General features: G+C 36.8%; 21 protein-coding genes. 12 read left to right on the forward strand and 9 right to left on the reverse strand.

From position 1 onward, the window contains the following. The first annotated feature begins 61 nt into the window (after nucleotides 1-61). A complete protein-coding gene (locus A9G03_RS11815) occupies nucleotides 62-871 on the forward strand; it encodes an AraC family transcriptional regulator (protein ID WP_065799306.1) in 810 nt (269 codons plus the stop codon). A gap of 58 nt (nucleotides 872-929) precedes the next feature. On the opposite strand, the gene treC is transcribed toward A9G03_RS11815, so the two are convergent. From treC to treR, 3 genes are all read right to left on the reverse strand, one after another. Then, nucleotides 930-2603 carry an alpha,alpha-phosphotrehalase gene (treC, locus tag A9G03_RS11820; protein ID WP_065799307.1) on the reverse strand — a complete coding sequence of 558 codons (1674 nt, stop codon included), beginning with the start codon at nucleotides 2601-2603 and terminating at the stop codon, nucleotides 930-932. A 74-nt stretch (nucleotides 2604-2677) separates the two neighbouring features. Beyond that, a complete protein-coding gene (treB, locus tag A9G03_RS11825) occupies nucleotides 2678-4105 on the reverse strand; it encodes a PTS trehalose transporter subunit IIBC (protein WP_065799308.1) in 1428 nt (475 codons plus the stop codon). Nucleotides 4106-4270: 165 nt separating this feature from the next. Continuing rightward, entirely contained in the window at nucleotides 4271-5236 is a 966-nt protein-coding gene (treR, locus tag A9G03_RS11830) for a trehalose operon repressor TreR (RefSeq protein WP_065799309.1), read from the reverse strand. Between the two features lie 261 nt (nucleotides 5237-5497). Between treR and A9G03_RS11835 the strand changes: the two genes are divergently transcribed. Next, entirely contained in the window at nucleotides 5498-6031 is a 534-nt protein-coding gene (locus tag A9G03_RS11835; RefSeq protein ID WP_065799310.1) for a hypothetical protein, read from the forward strand. A gap of 93 nt (nucleotides 6032-6124) precedes the next feature. Here the strand turns inward: A9G03_RS11835 and A9G03_RS11840 are convergent, their stop codons facing one another. Then, nucleotides 6125-6457 carry a winged helix-turn-helix transcriptional regulator gene (locus A9G03_RS11840; RefSeq protein ID WP_065632956.1) on the reverse strand — a complete coding sequence of 111 codons (333 nt, stop codon included), beginning with the start codon at nucleotides 6455-6457 and terminating at the stop codon, nucleotides 6125-6127. Nucleotides 6458-6642: 185 nt separating this feature from the next. On the opposite strand from A9G03_RS11840, the gene A9G03_RS11845 reads away from it, so the two are divergent. From A9G03_RS11845 to A9G03_RS11855, 3 genes are all read left to right on the forward strand, one after another. After that, on the forward strand, nucleotides 6643-7278 hold the full coding sequence (locus A9G03_RS11845) for an NAD(P)-dependent oxidoreductase (protein WP_065799312.1): 636 nt from the start codon (nucleotides 6643-6645) through the stop codon (nucleotides 7276-7278). Nucleotides 7279-7738: 460 nt separating this feature from the next. Continuing rightward, entirely contained in the window at nucleotides 7739-9106 is a 1368-nt protein-coding gene (allB, locus tag A9G03_RS11850; RefSeq protein WP_065799313.1) for an allantoinase AllB, read from the forward strand. Between the two features lie 46 nt (nucleotides 9107-9152). After that, the gene (locus A9G03_RS11855) at nucleotides 9153-10535 is read left to right on the forward strand and encodes an NCS1 family transporter (RefSeq protein ID WP_065799314.1); all 1383 of its coding nucleotides are present in this window, start codon (nucleotides 9153-9155) and stop codon (nucleotides 10533-10535) included. Between the two features lie 117 nt (nucleotides 10536-10652). Here the strand turns inward: A9G03_RS11855 and flhA are convergent, their stop codons facing one another. The 5 genes from flhA to flgA all read right to left on the reverse strand — a co-directional run bounded on the left by flhA (nucleotide 10653) and on the right by flgA (nucleotide 15520). After that, nucleotides 10653-12740: a flagellar biosynthesis protein FlhA gene (flhA, locus tag A9G03_RS11860; RefSeq protein ID WP_065799315.1), complete on the reverse strand. Its 2088-nt coding sequence runs from the start codon at nucleotides 12738-12740 to the stop codon at nucleotides 10653-10655. Between the two features lie 17 nt (nucleotides 12741-12757). Next, entirely contained in the window at nucleotides 12758-13888 is a 1131-nt protein-coding gene (flhB, locus tag A9G03_RS11865) for a flagellar biosynthesis protein FlhB (protein ID WP_065633071.1), read from the reverse strand. Between the two features lie 132 nt (nucleotides 13889-14020). After that, nucleotides 14021-14455, reverse strand: a complete 435-nt coding sequence (locus tag A9G03_RS11870; protein ID WP_065633070.1) for a flagella synthesis protein FlgN — start codon at nucleotides 14453-14455, stop codon at nucleotides 14021-14023. Nucleotides 14456-14478: 23 nt separating this feature from the next. After that, entirely contained in the window at nucleotides 14479-14778 is a 300-nt protein-coding gene (gene flgM, locus A9G03_RS11875; RefSeq protein WP_065633069.1) for a flagellar biosynthesis anti-sigma factor FlgM, read from the reverse strand. Nucleotides 14779-14860: 82 nt separating this feature from the next. Further along, nucleotides 14861-15520 (reverse strand): flagellar basal body P-ring formation chaperone FlgA, encoded by a 660-nt coding sequence (flgA, locus tag A9G03_RS11880; RefSeq protein ID WP_065799316.1) that lies wholly within the window; start codon nucleotides 15518-15520, stop codon nucleotides 14861-14863. 155 nt (nucleotides 15521-15675) lie between these two features. On the opposite strand from flgA, the gene flgB reads away from it, so the two are divergent. From flgB to A9G03_RS11915, 7 genes are read left to right on the forward strand one after another with little or no spacing between them, the layout of a single operon-like run. Next, nucleotides 15676-16086, forward strand: coding sequence for a flagellar basal body rod protein FlgB (gene flgB / locus A9G03_RS11885; RefSeq protein ID WP_065633081.1), 411 nt, complete (start codon nucleotides 15676-15678; stop codon nucleotides 16084-16086). Nucleotides 16087-16094: 8 nt separating this feature from the next. Further along, entirely contained in the window at nucleotides 16095-16499 is a 405-nt protein-coding gene (gene flgC, locus A9G03_RS11890) for a flagellar basal body rod protein FlgC (protein ID WP_065633067.1), read from the forward strand. 13 nt (nucleotides 16500-16512) lie between these two features. Next, nucleotides 16513-17232, forward strand: a complete 720-nt coding sequence (gene flgD / locus A9G03_RS11895; protein ID WP_081297424.1) for a flagellar hook assembly protein FlgD — start codon at nucleotides 16513-16515, stop codon at nucleotides 17230-17232. A 15-nt stretch (nucleotides 17233-17247) separates the two neighbouring features. Further along, a complete protein-coding gene (flgE, locus tag A9G03_RS11900; protein ID WP_065799317.1) occupies nucleotides 17248-18459 on the forward strand; it encodes a flagellar hook protein FlgE in 1212 nt (403 codons plus the stop codon). Between the two features lie 14 nt (nucleotides 18460-18473). Further along, nucleotides 18474-19229: a flagellar basal body rod protein FlgF gene (locus A9G03_RS11905; protein WP_065799318.1), complete on the forward strand. Its 756-nt coding sequence runs from the start codon at nucleotides 18474-18476 to the stop codon at nucleotides 19227-19229. A 20-nt stretch (nucleotides 19230-19249) separates the two neighbouring features. Next, nucleotides 19250-20032, forward strand: a complete 783-nt coding sequence (gene flgG / locus A9G03_RS11910; protein ID WP_065633064.1) for a flagellar basal-body rod protein FlgG — start codon at nucleotides 19250-19252, stop codon at nucleotides 20030-20032. A gap of 14 nt (nucleotides 20033-20046) precedes the next feature. Continuing rightward, nucleotides 20047-20733 (forward strand): flagellar basal body L-ring protein FlgH, encoded by a 687-nt coding sequence (locus A9G03_RS11915; RefSeq protein ID WP_065799319.1) that lies wholly within the window; start codon nucleotides 20047-20049, stop codon nucleotides 20731-20733. The last annotated feature ends 5 nt before the right edge of the window (nucleotides 20734-20738 follow it).

Raw genomic sequence — 20738 nt, forward strand, 5'->3', positions numbered from 1 at the left:
AGGAGTAAAGTATCAATCAGTGGTGTATTATTCAGATATAAAATAAGCAGGAGAGCGCATTTTGCATATTGATTCGGTGATTAAATTAGATGAACAAGAGTCAGCAACTTTGTACTTTCTCCATAACGTTAATACCGAATTTCATCGTCATCCTTGTTTACAATTAACGATATCACTGCACGATATTTTTTTAAGTTTAGAAACAGAAGATAAAAAGTATCGTGAATTTGGTTTTATTATTCGTTCAAATCTGCCACATAAATTAAATACAACTTGCGCTATCAATTTTTTACTCGAACCCGACGCGCCTTATTTTCATTTGTTGTCACATTTTACCGAAAACGATCCTATTTATCGTTTATCGCGTGAAGAAGCCTCAATACTGGCACAATATTTTATAAATACTATTGAAAATAAACAGGTATTCGATATCGAGCATATTGTTAATTTATTATATCGCCCTAATACAAGTTGTCTTTGTCGGCAAGATAGTCGAATAGTTAAAGCGACCTCAATAATTTCGTTATTGCCGGTAAAACAGATATCCTCAAAAGACATTGCTGATAAAATTTATTTATCCGAAAGTCGTTTTTTACATCTATTTCGAGAAAATCTAGGTATCAATTTCCGAGGCTACCTGTTATGGAAAAGATTGCGTGATGTTATTAACACGCTTGACGCATCGGCAACATTAACAACGTTAGCTAATGATATGGGCTTTGCCGATTCAGCTCACTTTAGCCGAACTTGTGTTGCAAGTTTCGGATTAAGGCCCTCAGAGCTGAAACGAGCGTTAATTTATAATCAAAAATTGCCAAACAATAAACATGGTAAACATATTTATTGTTTGCATAAGCCAGCAGAAAAATAACTCACCAGACCCAGCTGAACCATTCAATTCTGCGTTAATTTTAGTATGTTAAAAATTGCTAATTATTTTCGTGCAACAAATACGTTGCTTCATAAGGCTGTAATACCATTTCACCTTCGAGCACTGTTTGATTTGAGTAATTACTTAACAACTTTTGCCAAGAACTATTTTCCAATGCTTTAGGCAATTGCCATTTAACCCTATTTTCGGTCAGATTGGCTATCACAAGTAACGTTTGATTATTCCAATGTCTGACATAGCACCAACAATCAGCATTATCAGGCGTTAGATCTTGATAGTCACCGAAAATAAAGATCGGGTATGTTTTGCGTAATTTGATTAAAGTTTGATAGCAATAAAAAATGGAATTAGGATCGTCAAGTGCTGCCTTCACATTGATTTTTGGGTAATTGTTTGCCACCTCAATCCAAGGTTTACCTTGACTAAATCCGGCGTTGACGGTGTTGTCCCATTGCATTGGCGTTCGGCTATTGTCCCGTGATTTACTGGCAAGAATCGCTAACATATCAGACTCTGACATACCTTCGGCAATTTTTTCTTGATAGATGTTAAGACTTTCTACATCTTTATATTGCGAAATATCGGTAAAATAGGGATTGGTCATCCCGATCTCTTCACCTTGATAAAGGTACGGCGTGCCTTGGAGTCCATAAAGAATCATCGCTAGCATTTTTGCTGATTCGTTGTGGTATTGGTCTTCGTTACCTAAACGTGACACAATGCGAGGTTGATCGTGATTACACCAGAAAATCGCATTCCATGCCTTACCGTGCATACCCACTTGCCAATAGCCAAGTATTTTTTTGAGTTCTAGCAAATCAGGCTTAGCCAGCGTCCATTTTTCCCCATTTGGATAATCAATCTTTAAATGATGAAAATTAAAGGTCATGGTCAACTCTTTGCCATCCAATGCGGCATATTTTTGACAGTTTTCAAGCGTAGTGGATGACATTTCGCCCACTGTTTTTAAACCATTAGATTGAAAAGCATCTCGGCTTAACTCTTGCAAAAATTCGTGTATTTTCGGGCCGTCCGTATAATATCTTCGCCCGTCACCTTGCACGTCATCCGGAAAGTCTTGCTGTTTAGAGACCAAATTAATCACGTCAAGCCTTAATGCATCGACGCCTTTATCCGCCCAAAATTGACAGACGTTCTTAATCTCTTGGCGGACGGTTGGATTTTCCCAATTGAGATCGGCTTGCTGCTTTGCAAACAGGTGTAAATAGTATTGTCCTGATTGCTCATGCCACTGCCAGGCTTTGCCGCCAAATTTTGATCGCCAATTGTTGGGTTCTGATCCGTCAGCTTTGGCATCTTTCCAAATATAAAACGATCGAAATGGGCTGGTTTTATCTAAGGCCGATTTAAACCATGGATGCTCTGTTGAAGTATGGTTAAATACCATATCCATCATAATCCGGATATCACGCTCATGCGCTTGCTTCACCAATAATTCAAAGTCGCCCATCGTGCCATAAGCCGGATCGATATCATAATAATCCGATACATCATAACCATTATCAATTTGCGGAGAGGGATAAATTGGCGTTAACCAAATCGCACTAATGCCCAGATTTTTCAGATAATCTAATCGACTGATAATGCCTAATAAATCCCCCGTTGAACCCGCACCACTGGCTTGAAAGCTTTTGGGATAGATTTGATAAATAGTACCGTTTTGCCACCAAGGGATTTCATTCGTATTCATTGTTTGCTCTTTTTTTTAATCTGACATGAATTAACCATTCAATAATCGAATGGTTAACGGTTATTAAATCGTGCTTAGCGAATATCTAAGGTGCCTTTTTTCAATTTTATTTTATAAACAACTGCTGTTAAAACAATTGGCACAACTATAGCCACCAACATAGCTAAGGCATAAATTCCCCAATAAATTGGTTTAATCGATAAGATGCCTGGTAATCCGCCGACACCAATACCATTAGATAACACACCAAATAGACCACAAACTAAGCCAGCAAAAGCAGCACCGATCATGGCACATAACATCGGGAATTTATAACGTAAATTGATCCCGTACATAGCTGGTTCAGTCACGCCCAGATAAGCTGATATGGCAGCCGGAACCGACACTTCACGTTCGTTATGTTTTTTACTGACTAAAATAATACCAACAACCGCCGAAGCTTGAGCAATATTGGATAAGGCAATAATAGGCCAAATTGGAGTACCCCCCATATTTTGGGTCATCTGCATATCAATGGCCAACGTAGTATGGTGAATACCAGTAATTACTAATGGTGAGTATAAGAAGCCAAAAATAGCAGATCCGATAAAGGCATAGTCGCCAGTCATCAAATATCTAACTCCATAGGCAATACCATTGCCTAACATTCGCCCTAAAGGACCTAATAAAAAATGCGCTAAAAAAACAGCAAGTAGTAGTGATACAATCGGAACAATCACTAAAGTAAGATAATCAGGGATAATTTTACGTAATCGCGTTTCGATCCATCCTAGTGCTAAACCGGCAAAAATCGATGGAATCACTTGTGCTTGATAGCCGACTTTTTGGATAGTGAACCAGTCAAAATCCCACACTTCAGGTATTTTACTGCCAAGATCGTAAGCATTCATCAATTGTGGTGAAACCAATGTTATGCCTAGAACAATCCCTAACACAGGCGACCCACCCATTTTTTTCACCGTTGACCAGCAAATCGCCACCGGTAGAAAATGGAAAATTGCTTCACAAGGTAGCCAAAGTATATTGTAAATAGGTGCTAACCAATGATAAGTTTCAATTAATGGCTTATCATCTATGGTGGGCATATCACCAATAATGTTGCGTAATCCTAATAACAAACCACCTGCAATCAAAGCAGGCAGTAAAGGTACAAAAATTTCAGCTAAGTTCGAAATTAATCTTTCAAAAAAAGACATATTTTGTTTAGATGCAGCTTTTGTTTGTTCTTTTGTTGCTTCAGTTAAATTTAACTGCTGCGTTAATACTTTGTAATAATCATCCACATTCGTGCCAATAATCACTTGAAATTGCCCAGCATTATTAAAGCATCCTTTGACAAAGGGTAACGCTTCGATAGCTTGGATATTGGCGGTTTTAGGATCAACCAAAGCAAACCTTAATCGAGTCAAACAGTGGCTAACACTCGCAATATTTTGTTTGCCGCCAACAAATTCAATTAATTGCATGATCGATTCTGTTGATATTTTCGAATCTTTAGCCATCGCAAGTCTCCTTTCAATTAGTACTTTCGCTGTTTTATCACATCAATAATTTGGCTATTTTATATAGGGAAGTAGCATAAATTGAATTCAATAAATAATAAATGGGAACGTTCCCAAATTGTGATTCAATTCACAATTTTTAGTGTATAATTCGAATTTGATTAATTATTGATTCGTTAATTGGCAAGGAACCGTAATAGTTCTACCGGTAATTTTACCTTGTAACATATTAAGTAACTCTCGAGCAGCATAAATACCTGCCTTATCAAAGCCTAGTTCTATAACGACAGTTTGTGGAAACAGAAAAGTAAGCAGTTCGCTATGACCAACGCTAGCCACAACGATATGATTGAGTTTTTTTTCACTTAAATATTTATTCAGTCCTAATGCGATAGCATCGGTGGCACAAATGATAGCCGAAGGTGAATGCTTTAAAACTGATTCAGCAAGGTTATAGCCAGAACGGTAACTTAATTTGCCTAAGTAGGCATTAGGTATGGTGTGATGTGCTAAGCAACAATCTTGATAGGCTTGATATCGCAGTGCGCCAGTTGTTTGATCTTGCTGATCTACGCCAATATAAGCAATATTTTGATGTTTTTTATTTTGGTGTAGATAGTTAAATAAATTTGTTACCGCCCCAACATCATCATAACAAACGCAAGTATATTCGGAAAATGATCTTGCCAATATCACACACCTATTTTTCCAGTCAGATAATAAAGATTTATCAAGTCCGGTAAAAGCAAATATCACCACCGCATCCGCTTGCTTCTCTTTTAACATTGCTAGGTGTTCTTGCACCTTATCAACCTTAAATTGGCTTTCCATGATGATAGGATCGTAACCACGTTGGTAAAAAATAGGTAACATTGAGCGCACCGCTTGATTTTCAGACATCGAATCAAGGCGAGTTACAATAATGCCGATCACTTTATTACCATAACCACGCATTGCCCTGGCTGATTTAGATGGGGTAAATTGATACTGCTCAATTATCGCCATGACTTTATTACGCGTCACTTCTTTCACCATAGGATCGTGATTAATCACTCTAGAAACAGTGGATTTACTTACCCCACAAAGTTTGGCAATATCTTTAATGGTTAAGTTATTGGAAGACTCGCGCATAGTTAGTTCAGTGAATAAAAATCAGTTAAATCATAGTAATATAGTTTAAGGGAAATTGCGATATTCATATTGCATGACTCACTTTTCTTTTGAGCAAAAAATAGTATCTTTTGATGCAAAAAAAGCCATAATACTGTTGATGAAAAACGTTAATGTTTTTACAAAAAATACTTTTATCAAAAGCCAGCAATATGTTATTTAGTTGTTAAATAAATTTAATTGGATATTAAAGAATTTTAATCGTTATTTTATAAGGAACATATGAAAACACGCTATAAGATTTTCGGTGGTATAGTGCTTATGTTGGGCTTACAAGGTTTGGCATTGGCTAACCCAAAAGCAGCCACCGTTGAAGATGAATTTAAAGCTGCTTTATTCTGCCAAACTGAAGCTTTTGATGCGCGCGATGCCAAAACGGTAGCGCGACTTGGTGAACACAGTATTAAAGTTAAAAATTTGGAAGAAGACGGGCTGATTAATCAGGAATTTCATTTTGCCACACCGCTTAACATTGATAATGTTACAGTATCTGTTGTGCGTTATCTTGGTGATAGTGGGTCTTATTTTTTTGCTGTCGCTAGAGGGGATATGAATAATTTTGCTCAATCGATTGGGGCAAAGCCAATTCCTGATGAATTGAAACAAACGCTTTCTTGGGGCAATATCAATCAATATTATAAATATACAGCCCCTGTGACTACTGATAATCCTTATCCAAAAACTATTCTTATTGGTCGTGATCAAGACGCTAAAACCGGTGAATTTTATTTTGGTTGTCTGGAAGTGGATAACTAACTGTATTTGATTGAAGAATGGTAAGTGGTTTACCATTCTTTCTGGTTTTAATTGTGCGTTTTTAGTTATGTCTACATGGTTGATTTGTAATTATTATTGCTGACTATTTTTTGATTTATACGCTTGTCCCCAATCTAACATCGCATCATGTACTTGTTTTAAACTTTGCCCGACTTCGGTAAGAGTATATTCAACTTTAGGGGGAACCTCTGCATAGACTTTACGATGAATAAGACCACTTTTTTCCATTGCTCTTAAATGTTGAGTTAACACTTTTTGTGATATGCCATTTAGTGATTTTTTCAATTCGCCAAAACGTTTAGTGCCGGTCAGTAAGTCGCGGATAATCAGAACTTTCCATTTATCACCCATTAACATTAATGTGGTTTCAACAGGGCAAGGTGGTAAGTTGTCAATGGTTAACATGTCAATAATTCCTTTAAATTCAACAATAGTTACAAATTGGATACTATATTACTACTTAGTACCTACTTTACAATAGAAACTTTGAATATTAATCTAAAGACAATGTTTTGGCCATAGATGCTCAGTAAATTAAGCATTAACCAAAATTTAAAATATTTTATTTAGATAAGAAAAAGGAGTGGATAATGAAAATTGCAGTTATTGGTGCTAATGGTAAATCAGGTAGTTTAATTGTTAAAGAGGCGCTATCGCGTGGACATGATGTTACCGCCATTGTACGTAAAGCTGATGCGAAAGTTGATCCTAAAGCAAACGTGCTAGTTAAAGATCTTTTTCAACTTACATATGACGATTTGAAACCTTTTGATGTCATTATTGATGCGTTCGCGGCGTGGACGCCCGAAACCCTTCCACAACATCAAACTAGCTTAAAACATTTAACTGATATTTTAAGTGGTAAACCTAATCGCTTGTTAGTTGTTGGTGGAGCGGGAAGCTTGTACGTAAATCCAGAACAAACAGTTCGTTTAGTTGATACACCTCAATTCCCTGACGAGTTTAAACCACTAGCCAATAATATGGCTAAAGGCCTTGATCAATTGAAAAAATGCAATGACGTACAATGGACCTATTTAAGTCCAGCCATTGAGTTTATCGCTGATGGACCAAGAACCGGTCATTATACCTCTGGCGGTGAGCAAGTTTTATTCAATAGTAACGGTAAAAGCCACGTTAGCTATGCCGATTATGCAATTGCTATGATCGACGAAGCTGAACATGCTAAACATATTAAACAACGTTTTACTATTGTTACTGAGTAATCTTTAGACATCACCTTACATTAAGCTGTTTTAATTAATGTAAGGTAGTTAAAACTGATCACCTTTCCCCCCAATAAACCACTCTATTTATCAACTAATAATAACCATTTTTATCGTATTTGATTGATTAGCTGTTTATTAATCATTTACAGATAAATTTAGGAAAATAGGATAAGTGAATACTCGAATTCGTTTAGTACTTATATGGTTTATTGGATAAATGTATGTGTTAGATGTTAGTTGCTTAACCTAATGCACCATAATGTTTAAAAACAGTCTGCAATAATTATAAAGTGGATCATTTTGGTGCGTAAAGATCAAATAAGTAGCAATGATACGTGGTTTTTGGCTTGGTATGTTTTTTGCACAAAAATGTAGTAATGAACGGTAATAATGAATAAGATGAAGAATAAGCGTTATTACAAGTATATTTTTTACTAATCATTTTTGGAAAATTATTATGCAGTATGATCGAATTATAAAAAATGGTATTGTCATTTTAGAATCTGGTGAAGTCCGTACTGATATTGCCATTAAAAATGGCAAAATTGCAGCCATTGCTCCAGATCTAAATGGTGCACATGAAGTTATTGATGCTCAAGGTTTAATTGTTAGCCCAGGTATGGTTGATGTACATGTACATATAAGCGAACCTGGCGGTATTCGTTGTGAGTGGGAAGGTTATGTCACTGGCACCAAAGCTTGTGCTAAAGGAGGCGTGACAACCTTTGTTGAAATGCCACTTAACCAACTGCCAGCAACCACTTGTGGTGATACACTTCGACAAAAATACGCTGCCGGCGAAGGCAAACTCTATGTTGATGTCGCCTCATTTGGGGGATTAGTTCCTTATAACCTCACTAATGGTGGCATTGAACAACAAGTTAAAGAGGGGGTAACCGCATTTAAATGCTTTATGGCAACGTGTGGCGATCCTACTTTAGAGGGCGATTTTGCAAACGTTAATGACTATGCACTTTGGGAGGGCATGCGTCAAATTGCTAAAACCGGTAAATTACTGGCTATACATGCTGAAAACGCCGCCATTACCGACATGTTAGGTAAGCAAGCTAAAGAACGAGGTGAAACGCGCGTTTCACAGTATGTGGCAACCCGCCCTATTTTTACAGAAGTAGAAGCAATTCGCCGAGCAATCTTTTTTGCTAAACAAACGGGTTGCCGTATTCATATTTGTCATGTGGCGTGCCCCGAAGGTGTTGAAGAGGTGATAAAAGCGCGCCAAGAAGGGGTTGATGTCACTTGTGAAACCTGTATCCATTATCTCTATTTTACCACTGATGAACTTGATGCAATTGGACCTTTAGCAAAATGTTCACCCCCTATTCGTGATAAACAGGCCCAAGATGGATTATGGAAATATCTATTTTCTGGTCACATTATTACCGCCGTATCTGACCATTCTCCTTGTACTTATGAAATGAAAAATAAAACTAATGCATTTGATGCATGGGGTGGAATTTCGGGTGTACAAAATAATGTCGATATTTTCTTCGATGAAGCGGTGCAAAAACGTGGTATGTCATTAAAACAGTTTGCCGATATCATCGCTAAAAATCCTGCTGAGCGTTATAACTTACCCACTAAAGGTTCAATTCAGATTGGCAAAGATGCGGATATTATCTTCATCAAACCGCAATCAAGTTATGTGGTGAGAGCAGAAGATCTTGAATATCGTAACAAATTTAGTCCTTATGTTGGACGACAAATTAACGCACAAGTGGTACGTACGTTATTACGCGGTGAAACAGTTTACAATTTGACTACGGGTATTGAATCGACACCAAAAGGATCATTTATTCGTCGTTAGTTTGAATATAGCGGCGTTAAAAAGTTAAGTACGAAAGGAATAGGTAATGAATAATAATAGCCCTCAATTATCTAATAACCAATTAAATATTGATAAATCACTATTACCGAAAACACCACAACAGCGTACGGTCAATCCATTGGCATATGCTTTTATGTGGATTGGTGATGGTGTGAATCTTGGCAATATGACCTTAGGCGCCAGTTTAGTTGTTGCCGGTATTGCTACTATGAATATTGTGCAAACTTTTATGGCGGCTTTGATAGCTATTTTAATTATTACCAGTATTTTTGTACTTAATGATCGCTTAGGTTACCGGACCGGTATTCCTTATGTGGTGCAACTTAGGATGTCATTTGGTATAAAAGGTTCGATAATCTCTTCGCTGCTCCGTGGTATTCCTGGTATTGTTTGGTATGGTTTTCAAAGTTGGATTGGTGGCACGGCACTCAATGAAATTATCAAAATTCTATCCAATGAGAGTTTTGATAATGTCTTTATCTGTTTTGTAGTTTTACAATTTATACAAATTGCGTTATCACTGTATGGCTTTCATGCAATTAAATGGGTTGAGATATTAATATCATTAGTTATTCTATCCGCACTTGTCTATGCCTTTATTTTGTTACTTCGCAATCATCAAACTGTCATTATTGAAAAATGGATTAATACTGAAGGAACTTGGGGATTACCATTTTTTGGTTTTATTATGATGTTTTTAGGTAATTATGCTGCAATATTTTTGAGTGCAGCGGATTATTCACGCGAACTCAAATCAGGTATTAGTAACGGTAAACGCGGACTGTTATATTTTGTACCTATCACCATTGCCTATGGATTTGTTATCACAATTGGTGCAATGTTAGCTTCGGTTACAGGGAATAGTAATCCTGTTAAAGCATTTGCTATTGTTGTGGATAATTCGTATATCACTGTTGCGGTATCGTCATTTATTGTACTTGGGGCGATTGCGGTTAACATGGTGGCAAATATTATTCCACCGGCATATGTGATTAGTTTATTAACTAAAGTCAAATATAAATCAGCGGTAACGATTACGGGGTTACTCGCCATTGCTTCTTTTCCTTGGATTTTAGTTCAAGACTCATCAGCCAAAGGCTTAGGTCTGTTTATTTTGATCTATTCTGCGTTTTTAGGACCAATTGTGGCAATTTTACTTGTAGAGTATTATCTATTAAGGCGCCAACAAGTCGATATTAATGAACTCTATAATAAAAATGGTCAATTTGCAGGTTTTAATAAAGCTGCTATTTTAGCAATGCTTATTGGCTCGGCTGCGGCGTTTTGTGAAGTAAGTTTATCGTGGCTAATTGGCTTTTTTGTTGGTGGATTAAGTTATATTCTATTAACAAAATATGCCTTTAAACAATCACCGTTTAGAAAAGGTACTATTTTTGAAAAAAAGTAAATTAAGTGAAATTGAATGATGATCATTACTGATAATGATCATCTTTATTAACTCAGTTATTCGTTAGCGACTTGAGCGAGTCATACTAATTTTAATGCTTATTTGTGTTATGTTCCATTAGCTATTGCCAATTTGGCATGTCACCTTAATTTCTCGATTATCAGTAATTTCAAGATTAGATAATACCGCCAATTGTGGAAAATTAGGTCGCAAAAACTGTGATAGCATCAGCCTTAGTGAATGGTTAACTAATAATACTGGTGGTGCACCGATTGCTTCTTGTTGGTGAAGTGCTTGTTTAAGTTGTTCAATGATCTGCTCAGCAAGCCCTGGTTCAACATGGCTAGTATTTTGCATGGCTTGCAGTAATAAACGTTCTAAGTTGATATCTAAGCCAATCACCTCGATTGGATTGTTACCTGCAAACCATTGTTGTGTGATGACTCTACCTAAAGCAATCCTGACTATACTCAATAATTGATAAACATCATTTTGATTTGGCGCGTTTTCACAAATAGTTTCAATAATAGTGCGCATATCACGAATCGAAACTTTTTCCGCTATTAAATTTTGTAGTATTTTATGAAAGGTTGTTAACGTTACAACCTCAGGAATAAAATCTTCAACTAACTTAGGTACCTCTTGTTTCAGACGGTCAAGTAGTTCTTGTGTCTCTAATCTACCTAATAATTCGCTCGCAAATTGTTGTAGTAAGTGGTTAAAATGTGTGGCAATCATGGTACTGGTATCGACAACGGTATAACCTAATATTTGTGCATTTTCTTTATTGCTTTCATCTATCCATATTGCTGGTAAACCAAAAGCCGGCTCGGTTGTTGCAATACCATCAATGGTTTCTACCACTTTACCTGGATTGATTGCCAACCATTTATTATTCATAATTTCACCTTGCCCAATTTCGCCACCTTTTATAAATAATTTGTATTGGTAAGGGGCTAAGGACAAATTGTCACGAATATGTACTTGAGGCGGTAAAAATCCAAAAGTTTGTGCAAATTTTTTACGTAAACTGCGTATTCGACCAAGTAATTCGCCATTTTGTGCTTGATCAACCATTGGAATCAGTCCATATCCGACTTCCATCGCTAAAGTATCTTCAATATTGACATCCGACCAAGACGCTTCAATATTACTTGGTGTAGTGGCATCGACATTGACTTTTTTGGTTTGTTGTTTAACCTCATTTTTTTTATATTTAGCTAACCACCAAGCAATAGCCAATAATAGACCGGTAAACAATAAAAACACTAAATTTGGCATACCAGGAATCAAACCAAGTAGCCCTATCACAGCCGCTGTTAAAATTAATACTTGTGGATTTTTAAATAACTGGTTGAGCATCTGCTCACTAATATTTTCTTGCGAGCTAACTCTAGTTACAATCACGCCTGCGGCGGTTGAAATAATCAGTGAGGGAATTTGAGCGACTAAACCATCACCAATGGTTAGTAAGACATAAGTTTTACTGGCATCAGCAAGTGTCATGTCATGTTGCATAATACCTACCATTAAACCACCAATAATGGTAATGGCCATGATTAATAAGCCGGCAATGGCATCACCACGGACAAATTTACTGGCACCATCCATCGAACCATAAAAATCGGCTTCTTGCGTGACTTCGGCTCGGCGCGCTTTGGCTTCGTCTTCACCAATTAATCCAGCATTAAGATCAGCATCAATTGCCATTTGTTTACCGGGCATACCGTCTAGTGCAAAACGTGCACCCACTTCGGCTATACGCCCAGCCCCTTTAGTGATAACCATAAAGTTAATAATCACCAAAATAATAAACACCACAATACCGATAGCAAAATTGCCACCAACCAAGAAATGGCCAAAGGCCTCAATAACTCGCCCTGCGGCGGCACTGCCTGTATGACCTTTTAATAATACAACGCGAGTTGACGCAACATTCAACGATAATCGCAATAAGGTGGCAAAAAGTAAAACAGTTGGAAAGGCGGCAAAATCAAGTACTCGTTTAGTAAATAACGCAACAATTAAAATAATAATCGACAAAGCAATGTTAAAGGTAAAAAACAGATCTAATACAAATGCCGGTAAGGGTAATACCATCATCGATAGTATTAATAAAATCAGTAATGGACCGGCTAATATTTGATAATGACCAGTTTTTAATGCATTTATTGATAATATATTGAGTAATTTAGATTTAATCATAAAAATAGTGATTGCCTTTATTTATTTTCAGATAAAAAATCGGGTATAGGTAAGTTATTGGGTTTTGCTGGCTTGTTGCCGCCATGTTTACGCCAATGTTTTAATTGATACACCCAAGCTAAAATTTGCGCTACAGCGGTATAAAGTTCAGTCGGAATAGTTTGACCAATTTCACCGTGACGATATAACGCGCGAGCAAGTGGTGGTGCTTCTAATTGTGGAATATCATGTTCACTGGCGATTTCTTTAATCCGTAAAGCCGTGTTATCGGTGCCTTTGGCGAGTAATTTAGGGGCTGCCATGGTTTTTTCATCATATTGTAAAGCCACAGCATAATGGGTTGGATTGGTGATAATAACATTTGCTTTACTCACATCGTTCATCATTCGGCGCCTTGCCATCGCTTGTTGCACTTGACGAATGCGCCCTTTGATTTGCGGATTGCCCTCTTGCTCTTTAAACTCATCTTTAATTTCTTGTTTCGACATGCGCAATTTTTTTAAATTGCTCCATATTTGATAAAAAATATCAAACCCCACCATTGGAATTAAAGATATAACGGCAAATAACCCACAAATCATAATTAATTGTGCGGCTTTTGCTAACGCATTGCTCAAATACATGTTGGGCAATGCGAGTATAGTAGAAAATTGGTGTAATAAAAAAAGTGCGCATGCAGCAGAAATTAACACTACTTTAAGGATAGATTTGAGTAATTCAGAAAAAATTTTCGTACTAAATAATCGACCGAATCCGGCAATTGGATTGAGTTTTTTAAAATTAGGTTTAATTGATTGCAAACTAAATAGTAAACCACCAATACAAAGCGGCGCTAGGATAGCTACAATCACTAAACCTAAAAAAATCGGCAAAATAGACCAAAAACCGGCTGTGAATAAATTAACCAAATTAAAAATGATTAGTTTATCATCCAAAACATGATTAGACACTTTCATTGCTGTTTTGATAATAACGATTAAATTGCCAACTAAATTGGCACCGATCATCGCAAATAGCGTAATACCTACCAGTAATATGATTAACGAAGTTAGTTCACGCGATCGCGGAATCTGACCCTTTTCTTTAGCTTTTTTGATTTTACTATCTGTGGGTTGTTCGCTTTTATCTAAATCACTGTCGTCAGCCATATTGAGCTTAAATAAAATTTAGGGGATAAGAATAGTGACAGTATGAACTCAACTCGAAAAAGTTATTGGCTAGAAAAGACCCTAAATTACGGGGTATTTATCGCGTTTACTAACACATAATACCTTTTATCACTAAACTTTGGCGCGTTTTGATGAAATAATTTCGGTCTGTTGATAACCGTGATTAGTATAAACAACCGGATTATTAATGCTTTTTAGATAATCAATTGACTGTTGTGTTAAGTTCATACGTTTTTGAATAATCATGCCATTTTCGCGATTAATCAGCGCTAATTGTTGTGTAGTATTAACAATAAATTGCCATTTATCAGCAAGTTTCGCTTTTTCACTATAAGGTGATTGGATATTATGCTGTTTGCTAAATTTTATGCGCTTTTCATCGAGTAATTTTAACTCAATGAGTAGTTGATTTTTTTGGTTAATAACTTCATTGAGTTGATTGATAGCACTATTTTCAATCAATATTTGCTGTTCATTGTTAAGAACGTCGGATAATGTTTGCAACATAATGATGACGTTATCTAAAATGTTGTCTAATTCTAACATTTTTATTTCCCTTCAGTTTTGAATTAGCTTTTAATATCTTCAATAGTTTGTTGAATCAACGCATCTGCAATTTTACTTGGATTAATCACTAAACTACCGTTGCTAATTGCCTGCTTTATTGTCTTTATTTTTTCGATATCAATATCGTTCTCACTGCACTGCAATTGCGCCATAACATGTTGACTTAATCTTAAGTCAGCACAGGTAGTTGAATGATGTTTTTCTGGTACAGATGCCTTTGGATTTTTTTGTTGTTCATTGATTACCTCACGGCTGAGTAGTCCCGATATTGTTGTCACCAATTTAGTTGCATCTATACTCATGTCATACCTTTAATTGAAGTTCAAATTTAAATGATTTGTTTAATGTTATTATCGGCAAAAATTTGAAAATCATTAATTTTATTTATTGATTAATTGTTATACCTTGCTCACTGACAATACCTTCAACAATCGTGCCAGTATTGAGTTTAACGTGAATATAATCACCTTGAGCGCCATTAGCCAACGTTTTACCTTTAGTTGCCACTAAGTAACCATCTCCATTGATGATCACTTTAACCTGTTGTCCGGCCTTAACCTGCCAGTGTCTTTTAAGCATTGAAGTTTTTATGGGTTCTTGTGGATCGATATGCCGTATTGCAATATGGTTAATAATTTGGCTTTTATCTAAAATGATTGTGGCTGGGAGTTTGTCTAATTGACCAGATTGCTCTGTTATGTGCTGTTCTGTAATTTTTGTATCGGCATTTATTGCTTGATTGGCAACAATATAACTGCCAACCACATCCACATATAGTTGGATATATTTGGTTTGATTTTTACATTTTGCACTCAGGGTAAGGTTGCCCCATAGTTTGTTTTTACTCAGTAATTTTAATGTTGGTTTACGACAGTTTAAATCAGGTTGAGCGGCTAGATAGCGAATCCCAATATGATCGATTTTTTTATCTTGCAATTGTTCCGAAATAAAATGATGGATCTGATTATCAAGTACATCAGCAAACGATGTTTTCCAGCCTAATAGTATAAAAATGCAAAATATCAATCTAATAAAAAATGTCATAGTTACTTGTTTTTAAAATTATTTATGGCCAAATTTTACTGTATGTGTAAATGGTTTGAATGTTGAAATAAGGACAATTTTTGGTGTTATTTGTACGATGATTTTTTTTTGATTCACTTAAAATTCAAAACATCAATAAAGGTGAGATGATTTTTATGCTGAATAAATTAGATACATTTGTGAATTTTCATCAACAAGCATTAAATATACGTGAAACACGTCAACAGATTTTAGCTGCAAATATTGCTAACAGTGATACGCCGCATTATCAGGCTAGAGATATTGATTTTAATGCTGAATTAAACAAAGCACTGAATAATCAAAATAATATTAATGGCGTAAAACTGCAAGTGACTAACAAAAATCATATTGCAATTCAATCACCTATAACAACGAATACCAATCTTCTTTATCGTATTGCTTATCAAGCTTCGGCTGATGGGAATACTGTTGAAATGGATCAAGAGCGCACGGAATTTATCGACAACACGATTCATTATCAAAGCAATTTAACCTTTTTGGGTGAACAATTTAAGAATGTAATGTCAGTATTACAGCAAGGATAACAACAGATATGAGTTTCTCTATTTTTTCAATTTCAGCTTCAGCCTTAATGGCGCAAACGCAGCGGATGAATGTCAGTGCCAGTAACCTTGCTAATGCTGACAGTGTGACAAGTACTTCAGGTCAAGCTTATCGTGCTAAACAGGTGGTGTTTAGTGTTGATCATCAGGGCTATCAAAATCACATTGCTGGTGTAAAAGTTACCCAAGTTATTGATGATCCTACTCCGATGAATTTAGTTTACGAACCTCATCATCCACTGGCTGATGAGCAAGGTTACATTCAAAAACCTAATGTCGATATTGTCGGTGAAATGGTTAATACGATTTCGGCTTCACGCAGTTATCAAGCAAATGTAGAAGTCATAAATACGGTAAAAAGTTTAATGTTAAAAACACTGACCTTAGGACAATAGTAAGGAGTCATTTATGGGGGTGTCTAACGTACCTGTTTCGGAATCATCAACAATAAAAAGCCCACAATCCATGCAAAAAAGTGCAGCGGAAGCAAATTCAAGTAAAGAGTTGCAAGATAACTTCTTAACGCTGCTTATTGCTCAAATGAAGAATCAAGATCCAACTAATCCAATGGATAACAGCCAATTAACTTCGCAGCTAGCTCAAATTAATACTTTAGCTGGCATTGAAAGGTTAAACACAACATTAGGGGTAGTATCTGGTCAAATTGACGACAGTCTTTCTGTAAATGCCAGTAACCTGATTGGTAAAGGTGTAATGGTGCCAGGTAATAAAATTTTGGTTGCTACCTCAGAACAAGATGAAAGCGGTGGTGAGCGCGAAACCATTACCACACCATTTGGTTTTGAATTAGCACGTGATGCAGATTCTGTTGTTATCACCATTAAAGATGAAAATGGTAATGTGGTGCGTGAAGTTGATTTAGGTTCGATTTCAGCTGGGGTGAGCTCTTTTACTTGGGATGGTGAACTTAATGATGGAACAACTGCACCGGATGGCAGTTATACATTTACAGTTAAGGCGACAAGCGATGGGCAAAGTGTATCGTCAACATCACTATCTTATTCTGTCGTTTATGGTGTTATAAATAGTCAAGTGAATAATAAAGTCTTACTTGATTTAGGCATACTTGGTTCAATTAGTATTGACGAAGTTCGTCAAATTCTTTAGGGAGATAAAGTTTATATGGGATTTTCTCAAGCAATTAGCGGAATGAATGCCGCATCAAAACAGTTAGATGTTATTGGTAATAATATTGCTAACTCTGCAACGGTAGGCTTTAAAAGTGCAAGTATTTCATTTGCCGATATTTATGCTGGCTCAAAAGTTGGTATGGGCGTAAAAGTGGCGGCTGTCATGCAAAACTTTAATGATGGCACCGCCACTTCAACCAATAATAGTTTAGATGTTGCTATTTCGGGCAATGGTTTTTTTCGCTTAGTGGATAGTAGTGGTCAAGTTTACTATACCCGTAATGGTCAATTTCAATTAGATGCTGAGCGTAATATTATTTCTGCTGATGGTTTGCAATTAACAGGTTATCTGGCTACAGGTACACCGCCTAAAGTACAACAGGGTAGTGCACCAGGCCCACTTAAAATTTCACAAGAAATGTTAAATGCTTCGGCTACAACCAAAGCATCGTTACAAACCAATTTGAATTCAAACAGCAAAATACCTGAAAAACAACCTGTCAATGCGCTTGATGCTGATACGTTCAATTATTCCACAACTATTACTACTTATGATTCATTGGGTAATCAACGTAATGTTCAGCTTTTTTATGTCAAAACTGCCGACAATCAATGGGACGTGCATTATATTGATGGTAGTGATCCGAGCAGTAATTTACAAAAAATTGGGCAGATGGAGTTTGATTCATCCGGAAAACTCATTAGCAATCCTGAAATGACGATTAATATTAAAGGGCTTAACGGATCTGCTGATAATACCTTTACTTTATCATTAGCTAATAGCTCACAACAAAATATGGGTAAAGAATTGGGCAGCATTAAAACGCCTGTGGTTGATGGTTATGCACCGGGTGATTTAGTCGGTTACAGTATTAGTGATGATGGTTCGATTTATGGTATCTATTCTAATCAACAAACGATGTTGCTTGGCCAAATTGCGATGGCTGATTTTGCCAATGTCAATGGATTGGAATCAGCCGGTAACAATAACTGGCGCTCAACCATTAATTCTGGTGCTGAAGTGCTGGGTATTGCAAATTCGGGGACTTTAGGTGCATTAACCAGTGGCGCAGTTGAGTCATCAAATGTTGATATGAGCCAAGAATTGGTCAATATGATTGTTGCTCAACGTAACTACCAATCTAATTCACAAACAATTAAGACTCAAGATCAGATCTTAAATACACTAGTGAATCTTCGTTAATATAAAGGTTATTTATGGATCGCGTTATTTATACTGCTATGTCAGCAGCGAGTCAGACACTGCATCAGCAGTCTATTACCGCCAATAATCTTGCTAATGTATCGACAGTAGGATTTCGAGCACAGCTAACAGCCATGAAAGCTGTGCCTATCATTGGCAATGATAGGCCAACAAGGACTATGGTTACCGCGACAACACCAACCTTTGATTCGCAAATGGGGACATTTAATTATACCGGACGTGATTTAGATGTTGCATTGGCAAAAGATCATTGGTTGGCCGTGCAACTACCCGATGGTAGTGAAGCGTACACGCGTAATGGCGCTATCGAGATTGATGAAAATGGCACGCTTAAAGTACAAGGTTATCCATTACTTGGTGATAATGATGTATTAACTGTGCCCCAAGGTTCACAAGTTACTATTAGTTCTGATGGAACCTTATCAGCTTTGGGGGCTGGTGATAAGCCAACGACAATTGCACAAGTGGGTAAAATAAAAAAAGTACAACTTGAACGTAATGAAATTGTACGGGGTGATAATGGCTTGTTCCAATTAACACAAGCAACACGCGATACCCGAGGCGCAGTTATGCAAGATAACCCTAATACCAAATTAATGTCAGGTGTTTTAGAGGGCAGTAATGTTAATCCAGTTACTGCTATGGTTAATTTAATTAGCCACTCGCGTCAGTTTGAAATGCAGATGAAAGAGATTATGACGGCTGACGAAAATGCACAAAAAGCCAATCAAATTTTATCATTAACTTAAATGGAATAGGAAAAACAACCATGATTAAATCATTATGGATAGCCAAAACAGGATTAACTGCCCAGCAAATGAATATGGATATTATTTCTAATAATTTGGCTAACGTTAGTACCGGTGGATTCAAACGGCAACGGGCTGTTTTTGAAGATTTGCTTTATCAAACCATTCGCCAGCCAGGTGCACAATCTTCAGAGCAAACCACCTTACCTTCTGGATTACAAATTGGTACAGGAGTAAGACCAGTTGCAACTGAACGTATTCATAGTCAAGGTAATTTAGAATTAACTGACAATAGCAGTGATATTGCTATTAATGGGCAGGGTTTCTTTCAAGTTTTAATGCCCGATGGCACGCAAGCTTATACGCGCAGTGGTGCTTTTCAAGTCAATCAAAATGGACAGCTAGTGACCGCGGCCGGTTATGAAATTCAGCCAACAATCAATATTCCATCAAACGCAATTAAAATGACCGTAGGCCGTGATGGCGTTGTCAATGTCACGTTAGCTAATCAATCAACACAAGTGCAAGTCGGGCAGTTAACATTACACACTTTTATTAATGATACCGGGCTTGAAAGTGTTGGTGAAAACCTTTACCTCGAAACCGAAAGTTCTGGTGCACCAACTGAAAACACACCAGGATTAAATGGCGCAGGTTTGTTATATCAAGGTTATATAGAAACATCGAATGTCAACGTTGCTGAAGAATTAGTTAACATGATTCAAGTGCAACGTGCTTATGAAATTAATAGTAAAGCTATTTCGGCCTCAGACCAAATGCTACAACGATTAAATCAACTCTAAACAGTAATCATGCGATGAACATAATGCGATATCTTGGTATTTTAACCGTATTTCTTTTGTTGGGTTGTGCCCAGTTACCTAAAAAACCTTTAGTTGAGGGCGAAACAAGCATTGAACCAATGCTGCCTGTAATAGGTAATTCAACCGGTTCGATTTATCAGTCTTCACAACCCACTAGTTTTGGTTATCAACCGATGTTTGAAGATCGTCGTCCTCGTAACATTGGTGATGTGTTAACTATTGTGTTACAAGAAAATGTAAGCGCCAGTAAAAGTTCATCAATCAATGCGGGGCGAAACGGTTCAACCGATTTAAGTGTCAAAGCCGTGCCGCAATTTCTTGATGGCCTAATTGGACGAGGCAAAGTTGATACTGATATTTCTGGCGCAAATGATTTTAAAGGGTCTGGCGGTGCGAATGCAAAAAACACCTTTAGCGGCACTATTACAGTGACGGTTCAAGATGTCATGGTCAATGGTAATTTAAAAGTCATTGGTGAAAAACAAATAGCTATCAATCAAGGCACCGAGTTTATTCGATTTTCAGGTGTGGTTAATCCAAGAACTATTAGTGGCAATAATACGGTTATTTCAACGCAAGTTGCTGATGCGCGTATTGAGTATGTCGGTAATGGTTACATTGACGAAGCTCAAACCATGGGTTGGTTGCAGCGTCTATTTTTTAATTTTTCTCCATTTTAATGAGT

It is taken from the genome of Gilliamella sp. wkB171 (assembly GCF_001693755.1).
In the GTDB taxonomy this organism is placed as follows: Bacteria; Pseudomonadota; Gammaproteobacteria; order Enterobacterales; family Orbaceae; genus Gilliamella; species Gilliamella apicola_F.

What these genes read in the sequence shown, in the direction of transcription:
- treC (WP_065799307.1), bottom strand. Translation starts at nt 2,603, where the DNA reads ATGAATACGAATGAAATCCCTTGGTGGCAAAACGGTACTATTTATCAA.
- treB (WP_065799308.1), bottom strand. Translation starts at nt 4,105, where the DNA reads ATGGCTAAAGATTCGAAAATATCAACAGAATCGATCATGCAATTAATT.
- treR (WP_065799309.1), bottom strand. Translation starts at nt 5,236, where the DNA reads ATGCGCGAGTCTTCCAATAACTTAACCATTAAAGATATTGCCAAACTT.
- A9G03_RS11835 (WP_065799310.1), top strand. Translation starts at nt 5,498, where the DNA reads ATGAAAACACGCTATAAGATTTTCGGTGGTATAGTGCTTATGTTGGGC.
- A9G03_RS11840 (WP_065632956.1), bottom strand. Translation starts at nt 6,457, where the DNA reads ATGTTAACCATTGACAACTTACCACCTTGCCCTGTTGAAACCACATTA.
- A9G03_RS11845 (WP_065799312.1), top strand. Translation starts at nt 6,643, where the DNA reads ATGAAAATTGCAGTTATTGGTGCTAATGGTAAATCAGGTAGTTTAATT.
- allB (WP_065799313.1), top strand. Translation starts at nt 7,739, where the DNA reads ATGCAGTATGATCGAATTATAAAAAATGGTATTGTCATTTTAGAATCT.
- A9G03_RS11855 (WP_065799314.1), top strand. Translation starts at nt 9,153, where the DNA reads ATGAATAATAATAGCCCTCAATTATCTAATAACCAATTAAATATTGAT.
- flhA (WP_065799315.1), bottom strand. Translation starts at nt 12,740, where the DNA reads ATGATTAAATCTAAATTACTCAATATATTATCAATAAATGCATTAAAA.
- flhB (WP_065633071.1), bottom strand. Translation starts at nt 13,888, where the DNA reads ATGGCTGACGACAGTGATTTAGATAAAAGCGAACAACCCACAGATAGT.
- A9G03_RS11870 (WP_065633070.1), bottom strand. Translation starts at nt 14,455, where the DNA reads ATGTTAGAATTAGACAACATTTTAGATAACGTCATCATTATGTTGCAA.
- flgM (WP_065633069.1), bottom strand. Translation starts at nt 14,778, where the DNA reads ATGAGTATAGATGCAACTAAATTGGTGACAACAATATCGGGACTACTC.
- flgA (WP_065799316.1), bottom strand. Translation starts at nt 15,520, where the DNA reads ATGACATTTTTTATTAGATTGATATTTTGCATTTTTATACTATTAGGC.
- flgB (WP_065633081.1), top strand. Translation starts at nt 15,676, where the DNA reads ATGCTGAATAAATTAGATACATTTGTGAATTTTCATCAACAAGCATTA.
- flgC (WP_065633067.1), top strand. Translation starts at nt 16,095, where the DNA reads ATGAGTTTCTCTATTTTTTCAATTTCAGCTTCAGCCTTAATGGCGCAA.
- flgD (WP_081297424.1), top strand. Translation starts at nt 16,513, where the DNA reads ATGGGGGTGTCTAACGTACCTGTTTCGGAATCATCAACAATAAAAAGC.
- flgE (WP_065799317.1), top strand. Translation starts at nt 17,248, where the DNA reads ATGGGATTTTCTCAAGCAATTAGCGGAATGAATGCCGCATCAAAACAG.
- A9G03_RS11905 (WP_065799318.1), top strand. Translation starts at nt 18,474, where the DNA reads ATGGATCGCGTTATTTATACTGCTATGTCAGCAGCGAGTCAGACACTG.
- flgG (WP_065633064.1), top strand. Translation starts at nt 19,250, where the DNA reads ATGATTAAATCATTATGGATAGCCAAAACAGGATTAACTGCCCAGCAA.
- A9G03_RS11915 (WP_065799319.1), top strand. Translation starts at nt 20,047, where the DNA reads ATGAACATAATGCGATATCTTGGTATTTTAACCGTATTTCTTTTGTTG.